This window comes from Streptomyces sp. NPDC107528 (assembly GCF_055639295.1).
The window spans coordinates 95,161-112,705 of sequence record NZ_JBVKAV010000018.1; the positions used below are offsets into that span (position 1 = coordinate 95,161).

At 65.0% G+C, this 17,545-nt stretch carries 11 protein-coding genes, 1 tRNA gene and 1 pseudogene; 5 read left to right on the forward strand and 8 right to left on the reverse strand.

Annotated features, from left to right (window positions below):
• The first annotated feature begins 778 nt into the window (after nt 1-778).
• On the forward strand, nt 779-1,366 hold the full coding sequence (locus ACZ7L5_RS42020; protein ID WP_471523993.1) for a hypothetical protein: 588 nt from the start codon (nt 779-781) through the stop codon (nt 1,364-1,366).
• Between the two features lie 670 nt (nt 1,367-2,036).
• On the opposite strand, the gene ACZ7L5_RS42025 is transcribed toward ACZ7L5_RS42020, so the two are convergent.
• Entirely contained in the window at nt 2,037-2,537 is a 501-nt protein-coding gene (locus tag ACZ7L5_RS42025) for a hypothetical protein (protein ID WP_471523995.1), read from the reverse strand.
• A gap of 1,776 nt (nt 2,538-4,313) precedes the next feature.
• Entirely contained in the window at nt 4,314-5,348 is a 1,035-nt protein-coding gene (locus tag ACZ7L5_RS42030) for a hypothetical protein (protein WP_471523997.1), read from the reverse strand.
• 191 nt (nt 5,349-5,539) lie between these two features.
• Here ACZ7L5_RS42030 and ACZ7L5_RS42035 point away from each other — a divergent pair.
• Nucleotides 5,540-6,348: pseudogene (locus ACZ7L5_RS42035) on the forward strand (IS5 family transposase).
• 744 nt (nt 6,349-7,092) lie between these two features.
• On the opposite strand, the gene ACZ7L5_RS42040 reads toward ACZ7L5_RS42035, so the two are convergent.
• From ACZ7L5_RS42040 to ACZ7L5_RS42060, 5 genes are all read right to left on the reverse strand, one after another.
• Nucleotides 7,093-7,662, reverse strand: a complete 570-nt coding sequence (locus tag ACZ7L5_RS42040; protein ID WP_471524030.1) for a transposase family protein — start codon at nt 7,660-7,662, stop codon at nt 7,093-7,095.
• A 92-nt stretch (nt 7,663-7,754) separates the two neighbouring features.
• Complete coding sequence (locus ACZ7L5_RS42045; protein WP_471523999.1) at nt 7,755-8,159, reverse strand: hypothetical protein; 405 nt, start codon at nt 8,157-8,159, stop codon at nt 7,755-7,757.
• A 1,118-nt stretch (nt 8,160-9,277) separates the two neighbouring features.
• A tRNA-Met gene (locus ACZ7L5_RS42050) sits at nt 9,278-9,353 on the reverse strand.
• A gap of 48 nt (nt 9,354-9,401) precedes the next feature.
• Entirely contained in the window at nt 9,402-9,605 is a 204-nt protein-coding gene (locus tag ACZ7L5_RS42055; RefSeq protein ID WP_471524001.1) for a cold-shock protein, read from the reverse strand.
• Nucleotides 9,606-10,139: 534 nt separating this feature from the next.
• Nucleotides 10,140-13,832, reverse strand: coding sequence for a S8 family serine peptidase (locus ACZ7L5_RS42060; RefSeq protein ID WP_471524003.1), 3,693 nt, complete (start codon nt 13,830-13,832; stop codon nt 10,140-10,142).
• Between the two features lie 966 nt (nt 13,833-14,798).
• Between ACZ7L5_RS42060 and ACZ7L5_RS42065 the strand changes: the two genes are divergently transcribed.
• From ACZ7L5_RS42065 to ACZ7L5_RS42075, 3 genes are all read left to right on the forward strand, one after another.
• Nucleotides 14,799-15,200 carry an SH3 domain-containing protein gene (locus tag ACZ7L5_RS42065; protein WP_471524005.1) on the forward strand — a complete coding sequence of 134 codons (402 nt, stop codon included), beginning with the start codon at nt 14,799-14,801 and terminating at the stop codon, nt 15,198-15,200.
• A 238-nt stretch (nt 15,201-15,438) separates the two neighbouring features.
• The gene (locus tag ACZ7L5_RS42070) at nt 15,439-16,341 is read left to right on the forward strand and encodes a DUF3626 domain-containing protein (protein ID WP_471524006.1); all 903 of its coding nucleotides are present in this window, start codon (nt 15,439-15,441) and stop codon (nt 16,339-16,341) included.
• Nucleotides 16,328-17,142, forward strand: a protein-coding gene (locus ACZ7L5_RS42075; protein ID WP_471524007.1) for an IS5 family transposase whose coding sequence is annotated in 2 segments (ribosomal slippage) — nt 16,328-16,669 and nt 16,672-17,142 — 813 coding nt in all. Because the reading frame shifts where the segments join, the coding sequence is not laid out codon by codon here. The genes ACZ7L5_RS42070 and ACZ7L5_RS42075 overlap by 14 nt, the downstream gene beginning before the upstream one ends.
• Before the next feature lie 14 nt (nt 17,143-17,156).
• On the opposite strand, the gene ACZ7L5_RS42080 is transcribed toward ACZ7L5_RS42075, so the two are convergent.
• Nucleotides 17,157-17,540 carry a hypothetical protein gene (locus ACZ7L5_RS42080; protein WP_471524009.1) on the reverse strand — a complete coding sequence of 128 codons (384 nt, stop codon included), beginning with the start codon at nt 17,538-17,540 and terminating at the stop codon, nt 17,157-17,159.
• Nucleotides 17,541-17,545 lie beyond the last annotated feature (5 nt).

A 17,545-nucleotide genomic window follows, 5' to 3' on the forward strand; every position in this document is an offset into this window, starting at 1 on the left:
GGGGCGCACCACCTGGACGCAGTCAGTGAGGGCCCGACCGCGTAGCGGCCCGGCTCTATCGCGGGGCACCGACCAGGCTCGGCACGCAGCACGGCTTGTAGCCGTCGACGACCCTCCTTTGCGTTCAGGCTCGGTCCGTGGGGTCTCCCGCCCATGACGAGGGTGAGGTGGTATCAGGCTTGAGCGAGCAGGCGCCGATGACGGAAAACGCCGCGCACCCCCTGCACCACGGCGGTGATGTCGACGCCAGCGCAGCGTCGACGGCCGGGCGAGCCGTCATGCGACTGCGCGGCGCCGACGTCCATTGGCGGGAATCAGGTCTGTGGCATCGTGTCGGTTCCTCCGCCCAACAGCCACAGCTGGAAGGTGCTGGGGCCAAGCAAGCCCAGGCAACAAGCTACCAATGTGACGTATTCACGCCACAAACGCGCATAAGGCTACCCAGCGCACGTAGTGTCATGCGGGCCACCAAAAGACGACGCTCGTCGTCCTGGCAAGTCCTCTGGGTTTCCCGCCGCACGGTGCTGACTACAGAGCACCGCCCGGCCGTCCCTCGCCCTTGTATCGGGGTCGGATTTCCGCAGCAACAAACACGAAAAGAGACCACGTGCGCCCTCACATTTGCAGACTGGTAGCGGTGACCTTCCTTCCCCTGCTGGCGCTAACTGCGGCGTGTGGCACGCCAAGTGGCGGTGAGACCAGTAAGCGCAACTCCCCCTCGCCTGGGGTATCGGCGACCGGGAGTGAGGAAACGGGGTCTAGTACAACGAAACCTGCATTGACACAGAACCAACTGAACAGGCTCCTGCTTGCCACTGACGCAGTCGACGGCTTCACTGGTTCCGACTCACACCAGGAGCCGTTGAGACCAAGGGCGGACCGGAGTGAATGCCAGCCCCTCGCGGATCTCACTGCCGTCGGCACTGATCGCTCTCCACGGGCAAAGGCTTTCGCCGCCCGCGGGTTCGCGGGCTCAAAGCCGCCTGCTAGCGAGGGGGATGTGTTGACAGTTGCGCTTCTATCGTTCGAGAAGGAGGGCGCCAGGGACACGATCGAACGGATCCGCTCAGCGCTCTCGGCATGCGGTGATGCCTTCAAGACGTCCGGCAACGCTCAGGGTCAGACGCTCAGTTACTCGAACGTGGTTCAGCGCAACTCCCTGGCCGACAACGCTCAGTCGATCATGGTTCGGATGGCCCTCGAAAGCGGGGAAATGCGGATACCAATGGACATCCAGGTCGTTGCCGTCGGTTCTACAATCGCTCAGTTCCTGGCGATGAACATAAAGGACCCTGCTAAGGGAGCGGTGCCGGAGGCTGCCGTATCCGCACAGCTGAACCAACTCGCTACGGCTACGTCACGGTAGTTACCTCGTACCTCCTCCGGAAGAAGGTCCTCAGGCCTCCGGCACCGCCCTGCCAGGAAAAGCATGGCGACTGGACCGCTCAATTGCTCAGGCGGTATGAACGAGCCAAGCAGCCGGGCGCGGTCGGCCGGCACCAACTCCGCCCACATTGCAAGCATCGGCACGGACCGCAGCGTCACGTGACCGGCACGACCTCGCCATCCCTCTCTGGCTGATCCACAGCGGCCTAAAGCTGCCTGAGTGCACGTCGGAAGCGTCGGGTCACCGTCTGCAGCCCGCCAACTGGCAAAAGGCCTTGGTCGACCGGACGAGGGCGGGCGACTCGCGTGTCGGCACTTCGAGGCGACGGTCTTCACCTATCCGCCGAGGAACTGCCCACCGCCTTGGCCAGGTGGTCCGGCAATGTGGTCATGCGTCGCGCCCCAGCAGGTTCGGCTTCGGGCGCGGATGTCGGGCATACCGAAGGAGACCGTGCTGGTGTCACGCCAAGGTCCGGGTGGCTTCCTTGATCTGCTCTCGTTCGTCGTCGGTGAGTCCTTCAAGGTCGGACCCGACGCGGAGGATCAGGGTGCGGATGCACTTGATCTCCTCTTCGGATGGGGTCGATTCGTTGTGGGTCCCAGTCGTCCAATTCCAGTGCTGAGGACGCGATCAGCGCGCTGTCAGGGCACTAGCGGTGCGCCGCTGCCGCGCTGTAGGCCCAAAGAACCACGACCGCAGCTACGGACGCAAGGACCAGCCAGGAGGCGAGGTTCGTGTGACGCCCCTTGCCCATGGGCTTCTTGGTCCGCTTGGGCATTGTGGCTTCGCTGAGTTCCTCGGACGCCGCGGGCCTCTCCCGTGCGGAACCGGAGATAGCTCTCGATGCACGCAGTGTGGCGTCGGCGGCCGTCTCGGCAAGCAGCCTTCGGCAGAGCGCGGCAAGTTCACTGGTACCGGCGGAGAGATGCGCGACCGCTTCCATGCGGGCGGGTGCGGTCGTGCCGCCCTCCAGGATGCGGCCGGCGCGGATGAGGATTTCGTCGCGGCCACCGCTGGGCATCAAACTGATCCAACGCTGGACGTGGCCTGCCCGGATAACGAATGCTCCCGCACGGTCGCGATAGACGGTGTGCTCGCGCCACAGGATCGCCGCAAGTTCCGTGGCGGTCTCCCTCAGTTGCGCAATCATCCCGCTCTCCCTCAATCGTGCGTCGATTCGAACAAACGAGTCACTCTATCGCCGATAGACGCACGATCCTCGGGCCACTGTTGTCGTGTTTGCGCCGTCCTGCTACTGGGTGACACGGTGTGGAGTCGGCGCCCCTAACCCCGGTGCCGATCAAGGCCGATCCCGTACAACAGACCTCACCGCCTGGCCGCCTGAAATCGCATCGGGTGCCGAGCATTGAGGAAGGGCCTGCACTCCCCGTCCACCAGCTTCAACAAAGGTGAAGAGAACGCTGGACAGCCGAAAGTAGTGCCGCAGGCAGATCAAAGTGCAACTCCGCTTCGCGGGCACGGTCACTGACTTCGTGCTCGCCCATCTCACCTACGGCGATGTCGACTGGCGATTTACCGGCGGCCGAATGGTGCTACCCCTGCCCAACCAATCACCGGTCCGACTCCGTCCCCCCGTACCCACCCGCATGAGGCGGGCAAGCTCCTGTTGCGCTCCCTCGTTGCGGAGGCTCCACTTACCGCACGACTTGCTCGAACCGGGACCCCCGTTCGAGCTCTCCCTGGACCCAGATACGGGTATGGCTGCCTAGCAATGGCTCGGCGAGTCCCTGACACTCGGCGCTTAAGGCCCCATTGGTCACTGGACCCCTGCGCCGCGGGCACCTCCCCAGCAGTGTGGTGCCCGCGAACGCACAACTTCCGGCCGCCGTCCCCCTCCCACAGTCATGTACTCGGCGGGCCCAATGATGACCTCGTCAACACCGAGCGGTGGCTGAGCACACCAGGACCTTTTCAGCTCGTCGCAGCCCGCCTCATTCTTCAGCAGCGTTGAGAATTTCCCGCACTCGTGTGACCTCCCACGGGGTCCTCCACGGGCCAGTTCGCACTCAACTCCTCAAGCCTGGCGCGATGGTCCTCCATGACCCGTTCCCACGTCGACCCCACGCCGCAGCGGCGTGAATCTCCAACTCGGGACAGCGCGTCGCCCGAACGCGACCACAAAGTTGGCTCCAGGAGACTCGTCCGACAGTTCCACTGTCCTGACGCGGTCGTTCCACAGCACGTTGTCGTCACAGGCGACATTCCCAAGCGATTCGACCAGCCGTTGGTCTGCTTTCTCCGTGTCCCCGAATACCGCTTCTACCGTCTCGGGAGCCCTCTGTCGAGCGTGATCGCTCGCGCGGCGTCCACGACCTCGGCCAGTAACGGCGGCTCTTGCGCTGCCACCACGTCAGCGCCGACAGTGCCGCTGCGTGCTTGGCGTTGCACCCATACATGCGGCTGAGCTCGACTGGCGATGGAGCTTGCCGAAGCGCCTCCCGGATGCAATCGGACGCGTGCCCTCTCGGAGGCACGCGCTTCCTGCCCGCCCGCTTCAGGGCGCTGTCGAGACTCCACCAGTGGTCGAGGGCGATGCCCACGGCCGCCTCGTCGTCGCTGTCGAGCACCATGCGAAGCGCCCGGTGATACGACTCGTCCACCGTGGGAGCCCTCAGCCTCTTGTGGGCGCGATACAGGTCCAGGTCCGCCAGTCGGTGTCCTTCCTGTGGACACTGTGCGGCTTTTCGAAGATCAGCTCCATGAGGTCAGGTCCTCGCCCCAGGGTGCGGAGGAGCCTGCTCGTCCCAGCTCCCGGGTGACCTCTTCCAGTACGGCGCGGTACCGATCCAAGCCTCCCGTGCTGACCAGGTAATAGGATGCGTGGGGGCAGGCACGTAGCCCGATTGCTGGCCAGGTAGGGGACCGGCTGCGATACCACCCATGGCCCAGCCTCGTTGCAGTTCCGTTAACGGAAGCGATCCCACCGGGGGTTGAGGGCGATCTCCCGAAGCTGCTCCATGGTCAGGGCAGGGGTCCGGCGGGTCGGGGTGTCGTGCGGCCCCCCGGCGTTGAGTGCACTGACGACGACGCGAAAGCCGTCACCACGCAGCGTGTCTACGGTCCACCTGGCACCTCCCGCAACATCCTTGTCACCTTCGTCCTGCCGGCCACTGACCTTGGTACCGTCCGCGAGGGACTCGGCGCGGGCGTAGAGCAACTCGTCGGCGATGCTGTCCATACCGTGCTGGATGCTGATCTGGACAAAGCTCATGCCCTCACCGTCGTCCACGACAAGGTAGGAGTGGTCTCTGCCTTTTCTGACGAGTTCAACGGTCCCGGGAACAAGCGATGCGACGGTGTCCAAGACGGCTTCGACGGTCGGCTCGGCGCGCTCGTGCTCAATGGAATAGGCCGGATTCTGATGGGCATCGGGAATGCAGTCGATGAACCCACGCCACACCCCGGCCGTCACCAGCCTCTCCAACTGGGCCATGGATAGGGGTGGTTCACTTCTACTGATTGGCGTGCCCTTCTCGGCGACGGCATTACACTCGCTGGCCACGATGTGCTGCCCGGATGGGGTGACCAGTTCGGCAGTCCAAAGCTTGGTGTCCTCCCGCCGGTCGGAATACACGTAGCCCTGGAAGAGCTTGAGCAGGCCGCCGTCGGGCAACCTGGTGGAGACGCAACTGTCGTGTGGGCAGAAAGCCTTGTCCGGGCAGTCAGTCATCCAGTGGGAGTAGCTGCCTGGCTCGACCCGGTCCAGGCTGACACTGATCGCTGCCGGGCCGTTTCCGTCATCGTGTACGACGTGCACGAATAGCTGCGGGATGGAGTCTTCGGCGCCGCGGGCCTGCCTTTCACTGACCCTGCCCACGGGGAGTAGCTTTTCCAGAGTTTCGATGAGGTGGCGAGCGGTCACGGGAGCGACTGATGACGTGACACATGTCAGCCTGTTCTCGAGGCTATGAGAAGAGTCGTGTTGCATGTGACGGGTCATGATCTGCACCGTATGCGATCGGCATCAGCCCATTCGGTCCAACATGCTCCACCCGGTTGGCGGGAACGCGCCAGTCTCGGCACACGATCTGCTGCGACTGATCGCAGCGCGGGCTATGAGCTCGTAACACGATCTTGCTGAGGTGTCGTGGTGGGCCGTGACCGGCGTGATGATGCGGCCGTTCGTCATGTGTGAGTACTCAGCCGTGGATCGTGCACAACGACTTGTGGGTGCTCATCGAGCCGTTGCTGCCGCCGTGGCCGGAGAAGTCGTCAGGTCCGCGGCCGGTGGCGGACCGGCTGTGTCTGCAACACATTCTGTACGTGCTCCACAATAACGTAGCCTGACAACTCCGGCTGCTGGAGTTGGGGTTCAGCTCCGGGCAGACCTGTCGGCGGCGTCTAGCGCGGTGGCAGCGGGCCGGTGTCTTCGACCGGTTGCACCGCATCCTGCTCGCAGAACTGAATGCGGCGGGCGAACTTGACTGGTCCCGCGCGTGTGTGGACGACTCCCGCATCCGTGCGAGAAGGGGGAGCCGACACCGGTCCGTCGCCGATCGACGGGCGGAAGACGGGCAGCAAGCATCACTTGATCTGCGACGGACGCAGCACCCCGCTAAAGTTCATCACCATCGAAGTCAACGTCAACGACGTCACCCAGAACCCTCGCCCTGGTCGACGGCATCCCGCCGGTGGCCGGACGGCCCGGCCGGCCACACCGCCGCCCCGACTCGCTGCTCGGTGACAAGGGATACGACTCCAACCCCAACCGCGAGGAACTGCGCAAGCGCAGGATCCTGCCGGTCATCTCCCGCAAGGGCGCCTCGAACATCAAGGGCCTGGGCAGACTCCGTTACGTCGTCGAGCAGACCTTCGCCCTGCTCCACCACTTCAAACGCCTCGCCATCCGCTGGGAACGCCGAACCGAACTCCACGACGCCTTCGTCTCATTGGCCTGCGGCCTCATCTGCTGGAGACGGCTGAAAGAGCACCGATCATGATCATGCGACGGGCTGCTGGCCACACCTCACACCACTCAACCAGAGGGCCGGTCGCCTGCGTCTCGGTAAACTCGAGCACCAGGTTCCACGCTCGATCGATATCCAGGACAAAGTCGCCCGAGAACGCGGCGAGGCCGTCCATGATCGGGACTTCGACCTCGGCACCCGAGGGAGCCGTGCGTCTCCAACGAGCAGAGACATCCGCTCGGTGTCGCTCATCAGATGGACAACTGCGTGATCATCTCGGAAGGCCAGAGTCAGCACCGGGAACTCTTTGTTTGGCGACCGAACCTCGACGTAGCCCTGACCATGGGAACGCAGGTCGTTGAAGCGGCCCGACCGATCCTTCGTCCCTGAAAGCATCTCAACCGGATGCAACAGGCCCCGATTCCGGCGACGACGCCGCCCACGCCACGCTCATCCGGACCCTCTTTCCCGCACAGGCCATCGCCCACGATCCAGGACCACGCTCCACCATGAGACCACTACTGGGACTTGGGCGCATGATCGTGTTCCGAGCCCTAATGGCGGGCAAGAGCCCGCCAGCTCTTCAAGACGCGTGACGCGATGCCGTGCTCGAAGCGCTTTGCGTTGGAGTTCGTGCCCCTCTCCTCGTAGCAGGCGGCAGCGTTCTTCTTGAACTTGCGGTGTGGTGGTGTGACCACACGTCCGCCGGTCTGCGCGCCCGTGCCCTGGTACCGCCGTCCGCGAGGATCTCCATGAACGGGCTGTCGGCTAGAAGCTTCACCAATCCGAACTGCGGGCCTGGGTGATGTCGGCGCAACCGCCCGGCCGGACAGGGCTGCAGCACAATAGCCGCCCTTCGGCGTTCGTGAGGATCATGGACTTCACAGCGTTCTGCTTGGCCTTGCCAGGGACGAATTTGTGCCGGTCCTTGCGGCCTGCGGCCGGGCGTCGCACGCGGATCTCCGTGCCATCGATGATCCCGGTCCGGCCGTCGGCACCCGGGTGCTCGATAACCTCGGCGAGAGTACGTAGGCGGATGCCCGGCGCGGCGGTGCAGCCCGCTGCGCGAGCAGGGGCCACACCCCGCCGATGGCACGCGTGATGGTGGAGCGGTCCACCGAACCATCGGGCCAGCACGTCATGAGTGGTGCCATGGCGCAGACTCACCAGTGGGGCCGACAGCCGGTCGACGAAGACGAACCTGTGCTTCGCCCTTGCTCCGACAGCCCGCCGTCGTGGCCGAGCCGTGAGCCGGGCCTGCGGCTGCTCGTGCCACAACGGCCCTACCTCAGCGATGAGTTCTGCGATCACACTTGGCGACAGCGCAGCGACCCGGTACTCCACCACGATCAACTCACGGGCCCCAGCCCCACCATGCACAGCTCAACGAGCTACCTGAGCGACGAGCCACGGCCAACCGTGCACGCGGTCGTCAGCCTCTACTCTTCGAACTTCCGTTCCGCACAAATAAGTTCACCTTGACCATTCCAGCACAGTCGCATTTTGTACTCAAGATCCTCATAGATTTCACGCGTGAAGTAATCGCAAAGATCATCTCCGCCATCACCTTCCATGTCCAGTACTTCCCAATCTCCGTCCTCGCCGCTTATGCCATACAGTTTCCCGGTAACACCGTAACCATCACTTTGATCGTCGCACACCTTAAACCTATCCGGATCCTGGTCTAGGTGAACCATGTGGCCAAGCTGATGTCCGTCGATGTCGGACAGGTAGAGCCACGTGTCTCCGGCGATTTGCGCATTAGCGGTTCCCGTAGCGCCTCCTACTAGGAGGACGGCGGCTGCTATGGCTATACCGGCGCGCGAAAGTTGCTTCTTCAGCACGATTGCAGCTCCTTTTAAATTTTGCGGCCTATTCCGCGGGTCGTATTAGATCATGATGCTGTGACTACCCAAATATCGAAGCGCGAAGTGGCGGTTATACGCCTGGGCGCGAGACAGGCTTGTGAATGGGGTGGTGTCGGTGATGGTCTGTCAGGTTGGTGGGTCCTTTTGCTCGTGGTGCTGGTCGTCCCCTGACCAATGAGTGGTGTCCGTGGCGGGTGTCGCCGTCAGCCGCGCCAAGGCCGCGCTGGTCTATCCAATCTTTCATCCGGCCCCGGCGGGCAGCGGTGAGCCGGCGGCCGCACGCATGGCAACGGTCAGGCGGGGCGAAGGCCACGTTCACGTCGATGCCCGCCGGGTAGGACCCAGGCATCCTGCGTTGGCGAGCTGGCGTACCCAGTCGTACACCAGGGGCGTAGCTGAGGTCGCGTAACACCTGGTGAGGCTGGCGGGTGCGCTGCGTCGGGGTCGGCGGAGCCGTAGGCGGGTCTCCGCTACGGATTCCGGGGGTGACGCAGTCCCCCGGGATGCTTCTGTGTGCCGTCATCGCCCGGCTTCCCGCCAGCGGGCAGGGTCCGCCCCCGTCTGCCGGTGTCCGCCAGGTACACGGGGTAGGCTGGCAACCGGACCGCCCCAACCGCCGTGTACGAGGCGGGAGTTCAGCATGCTTGCTGCCTGGGAGAGATGCGCGTTCCAGTTCCCGCCGATGAGGATGCTCCCGGTTAGGCAGTGACGGCGAGCAGTAGCCAAGCCACTGCTGTGGCGGCGACGTTGAGGCGAACCGCGTGGGACAGCCACAGCAGCCCCAGTGCGGAAGTGGCGAAGAACGTCAGGCTAATGACGAGCGCGCCACGGTGCAGGCGCAGCACTCATCAGGTCAGCCTGGTAGGGCGGCACACGTTCGATTGGCTCATGCGGCCACCACCGCGGCTAGCCGCAGCGCGGGCACGCCCGAGAAGCGCAGTTGGGCCATCAGCAGGCGTCCCAGAAGCGGACGATGCCCTGCCACCCAAGAGATGAGGGTCTCCTCAGTTATGCCAAGGCCAAGCAGGCGGTTCGAGTCCTCGGGCTTCCTGTGGACAAGGGGCCCGGCTAATGCGCCGGACCCCTTCCCGTCTCACAGGGGGACAGGAATTGAACCTGCGACCTCTGGCTGATGAGGCCAGCGAGCTGCCGAACTGCTCCACCCCGCGTCGGCGGCAGTAGCACCCACGCCGTCCGAAAGGGGCAGAGATCAGGACATCAGCCGCCCCTAACGATGTTCTCCGCCTGAGGCCCCTTCTGGCCCTGGGTAACTTCGAAGGTGACTGGCTCTCCCTCGACCAGCTCGCGGTACCCCGTGCCCGTGATGTTGGAGTAATGCGCGAAGACGTCCGGTCCCCCGTCCTGGGCGATGAACCCGAAGCCCTTCTCTGCGTTGAACCACTTCACGGTGCCTCTGGCCATACCGCCGTCCTTCGTTCTCGCCGGATGAATCCGGCTGGTCATCGGGCGCCAGCGCTGCGCAGACACCCGGCGTCCGTTCTACCCCACCACCGACGTGGTAATCGGAGAAATTCCGCAGCCGCGTCAGGCGGCTCCCAACGCTGACTGCTACGGGCCCTTCTCGGCTTCCCTGAGATCGGAGCACGCCGAGACCTTCACGCTGTAGCCAACCGGGAGGGCTGCCACGCCGGCCCCGCGCCCTCGAGACAGTGCTCCGCAGCCGTTTTGCAGGACGCCTGCGGAGTACTGCTTCGAGAGGGAGCTGCGGCGCGTGCTGAGGAAGACGTCGTGCCAGCGGCCGAGGCGACACAAAGGGGTCAATCGATTGCACTACAGGCTGGGCACAGATCTGACCCAGGACAACGACACCTCCGCCGTGGCAGTCGTCGCCGACCATCCCCGATGGGCGGCGACAACAGCAGACAAATGCACTGATCCAATGACCTCAGTCAGCGAGGTTGCTGGAGGAGCTGTTCACCGGCTCCTGAGATGAGGTCAGTGCAGGCGGTAGGCATCAATGAGCGTCTGATCGGTGGTGTTGCCGTCGGTGTCGGCGGTGTGGACCTTCAAAGAGACGAACTCGCCCTTATGGGGGTGGGAGTACGTCGCCGTGTAGCGGCCGTCGTGGTGCCTTTCGACAGACACCTTCTGCCAGGTCGCGCCGTCGTCGTAGGAGACCTGCACCGACACTGTGCGGACCGGTCCGGCGGAAGAGCCTGGCTGGTGGACGACACTGAGGTCGAGGGAGACGCGGTCTCCCCGGCTCGCGGTGTTGGTGTAGTCGAGGGCGCTGCGGCCGGACCGTGCGTCGGTGATGTCGGTGTAGTCGATGTCGAGCAATGGAAGGACCTTGGGGCCCTCTCCGGCGTTCGCCGAGCGGAAGGTCCACTCTGTGTGGGCGCTGGCCATCAGTCCGACAACGCTACCGGTGTTGGTCACGTCGGAGACGAGCCGATAGCGGTTGGAGCTTGCCGGGACGCGCACGTCGCCGTACGTGAGCGGGGTGCTGTAGAGCTCGGTGTCGCCGGCGTACAGAGTGGTGCTGACCGAAGCGCCCGGCGCCCACCTCGACCAGTTCCCGGCGGCATCGGTGAACGCCGCGTAGTCGAAGGCGATCACGTCGCCATGCCGCGTGGTGCCGCTCTGGCTGTTCGGCTGGTGGCCACCGGAAACACCCGGCGAGTAGGGAGCCTTGAGGAACTCCAGCGTCTCGTTGTCTCCCCGCCGGTATGTTGGGAACTCACGAGGCCGAACCAAGGCGCGTTCGGCCTTGAACTGCCACGCCGTCGCCGCCTGCACGTCGCGATCGGCGGTCACGTACTGGGTCCGGGTGTAGCCCAGGGTCGGGACCCTGTCGGCGACCGGCGCCGACGTACAGTCGCAGGCCCGGTTCCTGTGCTGGCTGACGATCCAGCCGCTCTCGCCCGCGCCCGTTCCGGACGAGTAGATGCGTGCCGGCACGGTGGCCACGTCCGAGGGGCGCACCCGGTAGCCGAGGTCGCGGCCGACCTGCCGGTTCTCGACGAAGCTGACGTCATAGGCGTACGGCGAACGCGGCGTCCCGGTGAGCTCGATCCAGGCCCCCGGCCGCCGGGTGGCGGAGCGCAGCGCCAGGCCTTCGGACCGCGGCATCGACATCGTCACGACTCCCGCGTCGTCGAGCACCGGGAGCAGCTCTCCGTTCCGTGCCGGGTACACGGCTACCGCGACCGCGCCGGCTTGCGCGAGGTTATGGACCAGGGCATCGAGCGGGATGTCGCTGCGCTGCTGGACCAGGGCGACCGCGCCGGCCACCTGCTTCGGTTGGGCGTCGGCGTCGACCAGCCGGTGCCGGTGTCTGCCGTCGCTGAGCGGTCCGCCGGCGTACCAGGTCTCGAGCCGTCCATGACTCGACCTCGCCTGCAGGAGTGGCACGCCAGCATCCCACATCGAGGTGACAGCGAATCCCGCGTCGGTGACCTTCTCGGTCGGCGACATCGAGATCCGCGGCGGCGTACCAGCGGTCATGTCACTCTGCCACTCCTCGAAGATCGCGGTTGGATCGCCCGGGTCGCCCCGGTCCCAGCGGATCGCAAGGTTGTGCGTCGCCGACGGCTTCGGCGTCGACAGAGTCATCGGCCGCGCGGTCCGCGCGTCGAGGGTGACAGTGAAGTTGGGGGCATGAACGGCCAGCTTGGGCAGTCCTACGATGCTCATGTCGGTGAACTGGTCACCTGAGGCATCCGGGGTACCGACCATGCCGAAGACGTTGTAGTCGCCTTCGGGCAGCCGAAGAGTCCACTCCTGCTGATCAGGGGTAAAAAGAAGGTCTTCGGGGTAGTACGTTCCGTCGTCATCATGATACGACGTGACGCGGGCCCGCCCGCTGCCCGGCTGGCCGTCTCGGTCGAGCATCCGGATCGTCACGTCGACCGTGTTGCCCTGCTTGACGAAGCCGACTGCAGTGGCCAACTCACCGCTCGGGGTTGTCGCCTTGACGCGGCCGCTGTACTCGCCGGCGGCAAGCGTCGTCGCGTTCAGGGTGACCGTGGCCTCAGCCGATGCGCCGGGCGCGAGGTTGATCGTCGACGGCTGGACCGTGGCGCCGACCAGGTCGGTTGACAGGTTGAGCGTCAGCGCCTTCTTGCCGTGGTTCTCGTACGTCAGTTTGCGCTGCTGCCGCAGCTGATCCGCCCGGTACGGCCGAGTCATGTGCCCGAAGCTCGTCACGCCCTGGTCGACGGTGACCGGTTGAGCAGTGGCGCGGTCGAGGTCGACGGCTCCTCCGCCCACGGTGAAGGTGTCGCTCTCCTCGACGGGCGTGGCCGTGGAGGTCAGCGTTGCTTTGAGCAAGCTCGGCGACCAGTCAGGATGCGCCGCGTGCAGAACGGCCGCCGCGCCGGCGGCGTATGCTCCGGCAGGGATGGTGCTGTAAACACTCGCATATCCGCCACCGGGAACCGCACCGATGACGCCGACAGCCGGGGCGATGAGCTCGGGTTTGATCGCGCCGCGGTCTGCCATCACGCCGTGCCGCGACTGATCCCACCAGAACCCGGTGCGCGCATTGACGCCGCCGACGGTGAGGGCGGCGGCAGCTGCGCCCGGTGCGTTGACGTCACTCGTCCCCGGCTCCTCGTAACCATTCTCTCCAGTCGGTACGACGAACAGCGCGTCCGACCCCTGGCTCAGGGTGTCGACCGCCTGGGTCAGTGGGTCGTTGCCGCGGGTGACGGCACCGGTCACATTGACCTCGATGACGTCGGCGCCCGATGCTGCCGCCCACTCCATACCGGCGATGGCCCACGACTCGTAGCCGAGTCCGTTGTCGTCGTACACCTTCCCCACCGCGAGGTGAGCACCCGGCGCGACGCCGGCGTACTGCCCACCGGAGGCGGCGCCGCTGCCTGCTGCGACCGAGGCGGAGTGGGTGCCCCAGCCCAGCCGGTCAGTGGGGTCGCCCGCACCGGTGAAGTCCCGCATCGCGTCGATCCGCCCGGCGAAGTCCGGATGGGAGGCGTCGATCCCGGTGTCGAGGACGGCGATCGTCGACCCCGTTCCGTCGTTCGGACCCTTGATCCTGTCCGCGGCATGCTTCCCGGGTTTGCGAGTCAGGTCCGGTGTGACGGCGCGGGTGCGTGCGTCCAGCCAGACCTTCTCGACGTCGGACCGCTTCAGCACGTCGGCCAGGAACGACGCTTGGGCGCGCTTCAGCTGCGTGACGGCCAGCGCCCTGACGTCCTTGAACGTAGCGCGGACCTTGACCCCGGCCGGTGCCGCCTTGGAGTTGAGGCTCGTTCCGTCGCGGTAGGCGACGATGAGAGGCAGCGTGCTCCGGTCGTCGTCGCCGTACCCCTGACGCACGAGCGCGCTGACATTGAACAGACGCTGGTCGAGCTTGCCGACCGCCAGAAGCGGCAACGCCGAGGCCGGCTCGACGTACACGTCACCGTCGTGCAGATACGTGTGCGTGCCGGCGTTGGAACTGCCGGGGGCCGTCGTCACCACACTGGCCTGTTGTGTGCCGTTGCCAAGTGTGTCGAGGCGTATGACGTCACCGGTCACGAGCGTGACCACATCGGACTTGGTGACAGAGCCTGCCTGGTCGGGTGCGGCTGTAGTCGCGGCCTTCGCGCTGACCGGAGACGTGACCGGCACGATGGCCAGCGCTCCGGTTAGGAGAATGGTGTGAAGGAGTCGTGTGAACACGCGTGGAACGTATAAGTCGCCATGATCATGGGCAATCGATCCGACTGGCGTAAACACGTCATGATGAGAGATGGTCGCCAGTGCGCGGTAGGGCCATGCGTAATTGCTCACGATCGCGCCATGACCTGCAGCTCAATGCTCCACGCTGGCGTGGTGTTCGAGAACGGCGGCCAGCCGGGGCGAGGATCTGCCAGCAGTGCGGAAACCCCCTGAAGCCAGAGGCCGGCCCGGGCGGAGTCCGTTTCTCGGTGTGTCGGTCCAGGCAGTGGATTCGGAAACCGCAGTCACGCAAAGCGAGTTGCGGTCCCACAGGGGACAACCTCGGATTCATCGTGATCACGGCCAGCAGCGGGGCTACTCGGCCGCAGTACGAGTCGGTCCTGCAGAGCAGCCGGTTCCTCCGGGCTCGGTCATAAGGGCTCGCAGACGCGCCCGGACGGGGTACGTGCTGACAAGCGTTCCGCCCTTCGCTGTCGTGGATGTCAATGTGCTGTACAGGCATTACTGTCAGTCTCTGTCGGCAACGTGCCAGTCATGGCCCACATATCGTTCTGGACAAGCCCGCTCAAGACGGCCGTGAGGAGTTCAATCTCGGTGTACCCAACGACAACTCCGACGCGAACCGCCGTAGACAGCAGTCCTCTTGTGGGTGACGCGACAGCGCACGACGCCTCTGCAAACTAGAGAAAACCAACCTCCGTCAGGTCAATTCGGAGCAAGCTCTGCAGCAGCGGAACAGCGGCAACCGCCTGGCGAATGGGCCCCAGTTGATTACACCCAGCCGGTGCACGCACCGACTCGCACGAGGGCCAACGGACAAGACCGGTGCGCTTCCGGTGCTCCCGCGTGGGGTGAAGCGGAGTCATATTTCCGCCATTTGATTGGTTGCTGGCACCAGTTCATGTAGAAACATTTGTTGTTTCCCATGCGGCGGAGAAGTCTGCTGCTGTGTACCTAAGGAGTCCCATGGACTGCACCAGAGTGGGCGTGGCACTCGGATCGGCCGCGCTCCTGTCCGCCACCGCAATCATGGTCGCTCCGGGCGCGACCGCCGCTTCGGCATCACCTGCCGCCGACTGTTCCTGGTCCAGGCCCGCCGACAAGGATGCATCCTCGTACGTGAACATCAGGAGCGGGCTGTTTTCGGCTCCCCTGCGGTCGGGGCCATACGGCGATTGCGGCACGATCACAAGTGTCTACAGCGAAAGCGCTCCGAACATCGACTACCACTGCTACGTCACCAACTCCTACGGAAACACGTGGACTTACGTACGCGTGCAGACCGGCACCCTGAACAACTACGGCTGGATCTACGACGGCCATCTTCCGTCCAACGGCAGCGGCAGCGGCTCTCGAGTGAGCTGTTAGCACTTCGCGTGATCAAGGCCTAGATCATCAATTCCAAGGGGGCAGTGATCGTATGGCGTGAGCAAGCAGAGGTTGGCTTGTCCGGTGCGGTCGTCGTGCACCATCGCCGACGCAGACGCCGCGGCGGGCCAGTAAGAGGTCGTCTCGATTGGTGTTCAAAGCTCCGTCTCCCGCGCGGCGGGACTGTCGGTAGACAATCCGCGTGCAGCAGTTGATCAGCTTGAGGAACACTGTGCGGATGAGCTCCGCAGCCTCCCAGACCTCACAGGAACGAGCCCTTGGGCATGTCGCGGAACTGGCGTCGGGCCCTCCCATGGACCCGACGCTGCGGGTGACCCTCAACTTCCACCCAGACCGGCTGCTGCACGGCAAGCCGATCCTGGATGCCATGGCCGAGGACGGTGCCTACCGCTCACAGTTCGTCACGGGGACCAGCAACGGCGGACTGACCGCATATCCCGGCGGCGACCGGTGGCGCTGGGAGAGCCGGATCTTCGACGGGGCGTACGACGAAGCGCCCGCTCATGAGCGGCCCGTCTACGGGGCGTTGAACTTCCGTCGCAAGCCCGTCGGCGGGGCGCCGCGGTTCGGCTCCGCCCACTTCCGGCTGACAGCCGAGACGCTGGCACGCACCACGTTTTGCTATCCGGACAGTTTCCTTGAACCCTCGGATTTCGGTGTCGCGGCTCGCATGGGGCTCATCGAGCTCGCCCTCGCCGATCGTCAGGACGACCTTGACGACTACATCGAGGCGCAGGTCCACGGGCCTGTGCGACCGAACTGCCACGTGGAGGCGCTGGTCCTGGACCCCTGCTATCGAGCTACGGCTGTCGAGATTGCGGCCCTGCGCCTGGGCTGCCCCGTGGAGTGGCACCCCGGCTTCCGACTCAAGGTCGAGGAACTCCTCCGTCATCCCGGCTACCGCGGTCAGGAGTACCTCGACTTGAGCGCACAGATCGCCGTCGACGGCGTACTCAATCCGCGCATCCTCGGGGATGCAGCGCGTGCCGGCCACCATGACCCCCAGGCGATCAAGAAAGTGTGGCACTACCTCGCGCGCTTCGGGGCGCCTGGGAAGGTCGCTGACGATTCGGTGAGTCCGGCACCGACGGAGGGGGCCGTACTCGATGGCCTTCGTTGAAGGGCTGGTGCCGGAGGGGTTGTGGGAGTTGTTCCGGGCTGTGAGACCGCCGATCCCCACAAGGCCGCAGGGCGGTGGCCGTCGGCGAGTTGGTGATCGCGCTGTGCTTGCCGCGATCATCTTTGTCGCCACCTCGGGATGCACCTGGCGGCAGTTGCCGCCGGTCTTCGGCGCGTCGTGGCAGACCGTCCACAGACGGTTCTCCGAGTGGTCCGCAGCGCGGGTATGGGCGAAGCTCCACCGCCTGGTGCTGGACGAGCTCGGCGCCCGGGGAGATCTGGACTGGTCGCGGTGCGCGATCGACTCCGTGAACATGCGAGCCCTCAAAGGGGGGAGCTGACAGGCCCGAATCCTGTCGATCGCGACAAGAAGGGCTCGAAGATCCACTTGATTACGGAACAGACCGGTCTGCCCCTCTCCATCGGCATCTCCGCCGCCAACACCCACGACAGCCAGGGTCTCGAACCCCTCGTCCGCGGCATACCGCCCATCCGATCTCGCCGTGGACCACGTCGACGCCGCCCCGCCAAGCTGCACGGAGACAAGGGCCACGACTACGACCACTTGCGGAAATGGCTTCGATCTCGGAACATCACACCCCGCATCGCCCGAAAGGGTATCGAGTCCTCTCAGCGCCTGGGCCGTCACCGTTGGACCGTGGAGCGGACGGTGGCCTGGCTATCCGGGTGCCGCCGTCTGCACCGTCGCTACGAACGCAAGGCCGAACACTTCCTCGCCTTCGCCGGCATCGCGGCCACCCTCATCTGCTATCGGAGATTGACCAACTGGGACGATCTCTAAATGTGCCTCCTGCCTCACACTGGAAGCCAATCCGGCCACCACGGTGGCACGTTGTCGGGCGCACAGAAGCTGACCGGATAACCGTCAGGCGCGTGCCAGAACGCCATTAGGGGCCACAGTAGGGTGGCAGCTGCGGCAACGGTCATGAGTAGGGGGAGCAGCAACTGGCGACGGCCGGTGACCTTGCGCATGAGCCCCCACAGCAACGTGGAAGCCATGGCCATAGACGTCGATGCCATGACGAGGTCCCCGAGATTGGCTAAGGCATTGATACCGATGTCGCAGTCATGCCAGGCGTTGCTCAGCAGCACGGAGGCCGCATAGCCGGATCCCAGGAAGGTAATCAAACCAACGGCCCAGGCTCCGGCGCTGTGCGGCGCCCTCTCGCTGTCGTTCACAGACT

Bases quoted from the DNA above. Each gene is read 5' to 3' on its own strand.
- ACZ7L5_RS42025 (WP_471523995.1), bottom strand. From the start codon at position 2,537: ATGATTGCGCAACTGAGGGAGACCGCCACGGAACTTGCGGCGATCCTG.
- ACZ7L5_RS42030 (WP_471523997.1), bottom strand. From the start codon at position 5,348: ATGACCCGTCACATGCAACACGACTCTTCTCATAGCCTCGAGAACAGG.
- ACZ7L5_RS42055 (WP_471524001.1), bottom strand. From the start codon at position 9,605: ATGGCCAGAGGCACCGTGAAGTGGTTCAACGCAGAGAAGGGCTTCGGG.
- ACZ7L5_RS42065 (WP_471524005.1), top strand. From the start codon at position 14,799: ATGGACTGCACCAGAGTGGGCGTGGCACTCGGATCGGCCGCGCTCCTG.
- ACZ7L5_RS42070 (WP_471524006.1), top strand. From the start codon at position 15,439: ATGAGCTCCGCAGCCTCCCAGACCTCACAGGAACGAGCCCTTGGGCAT.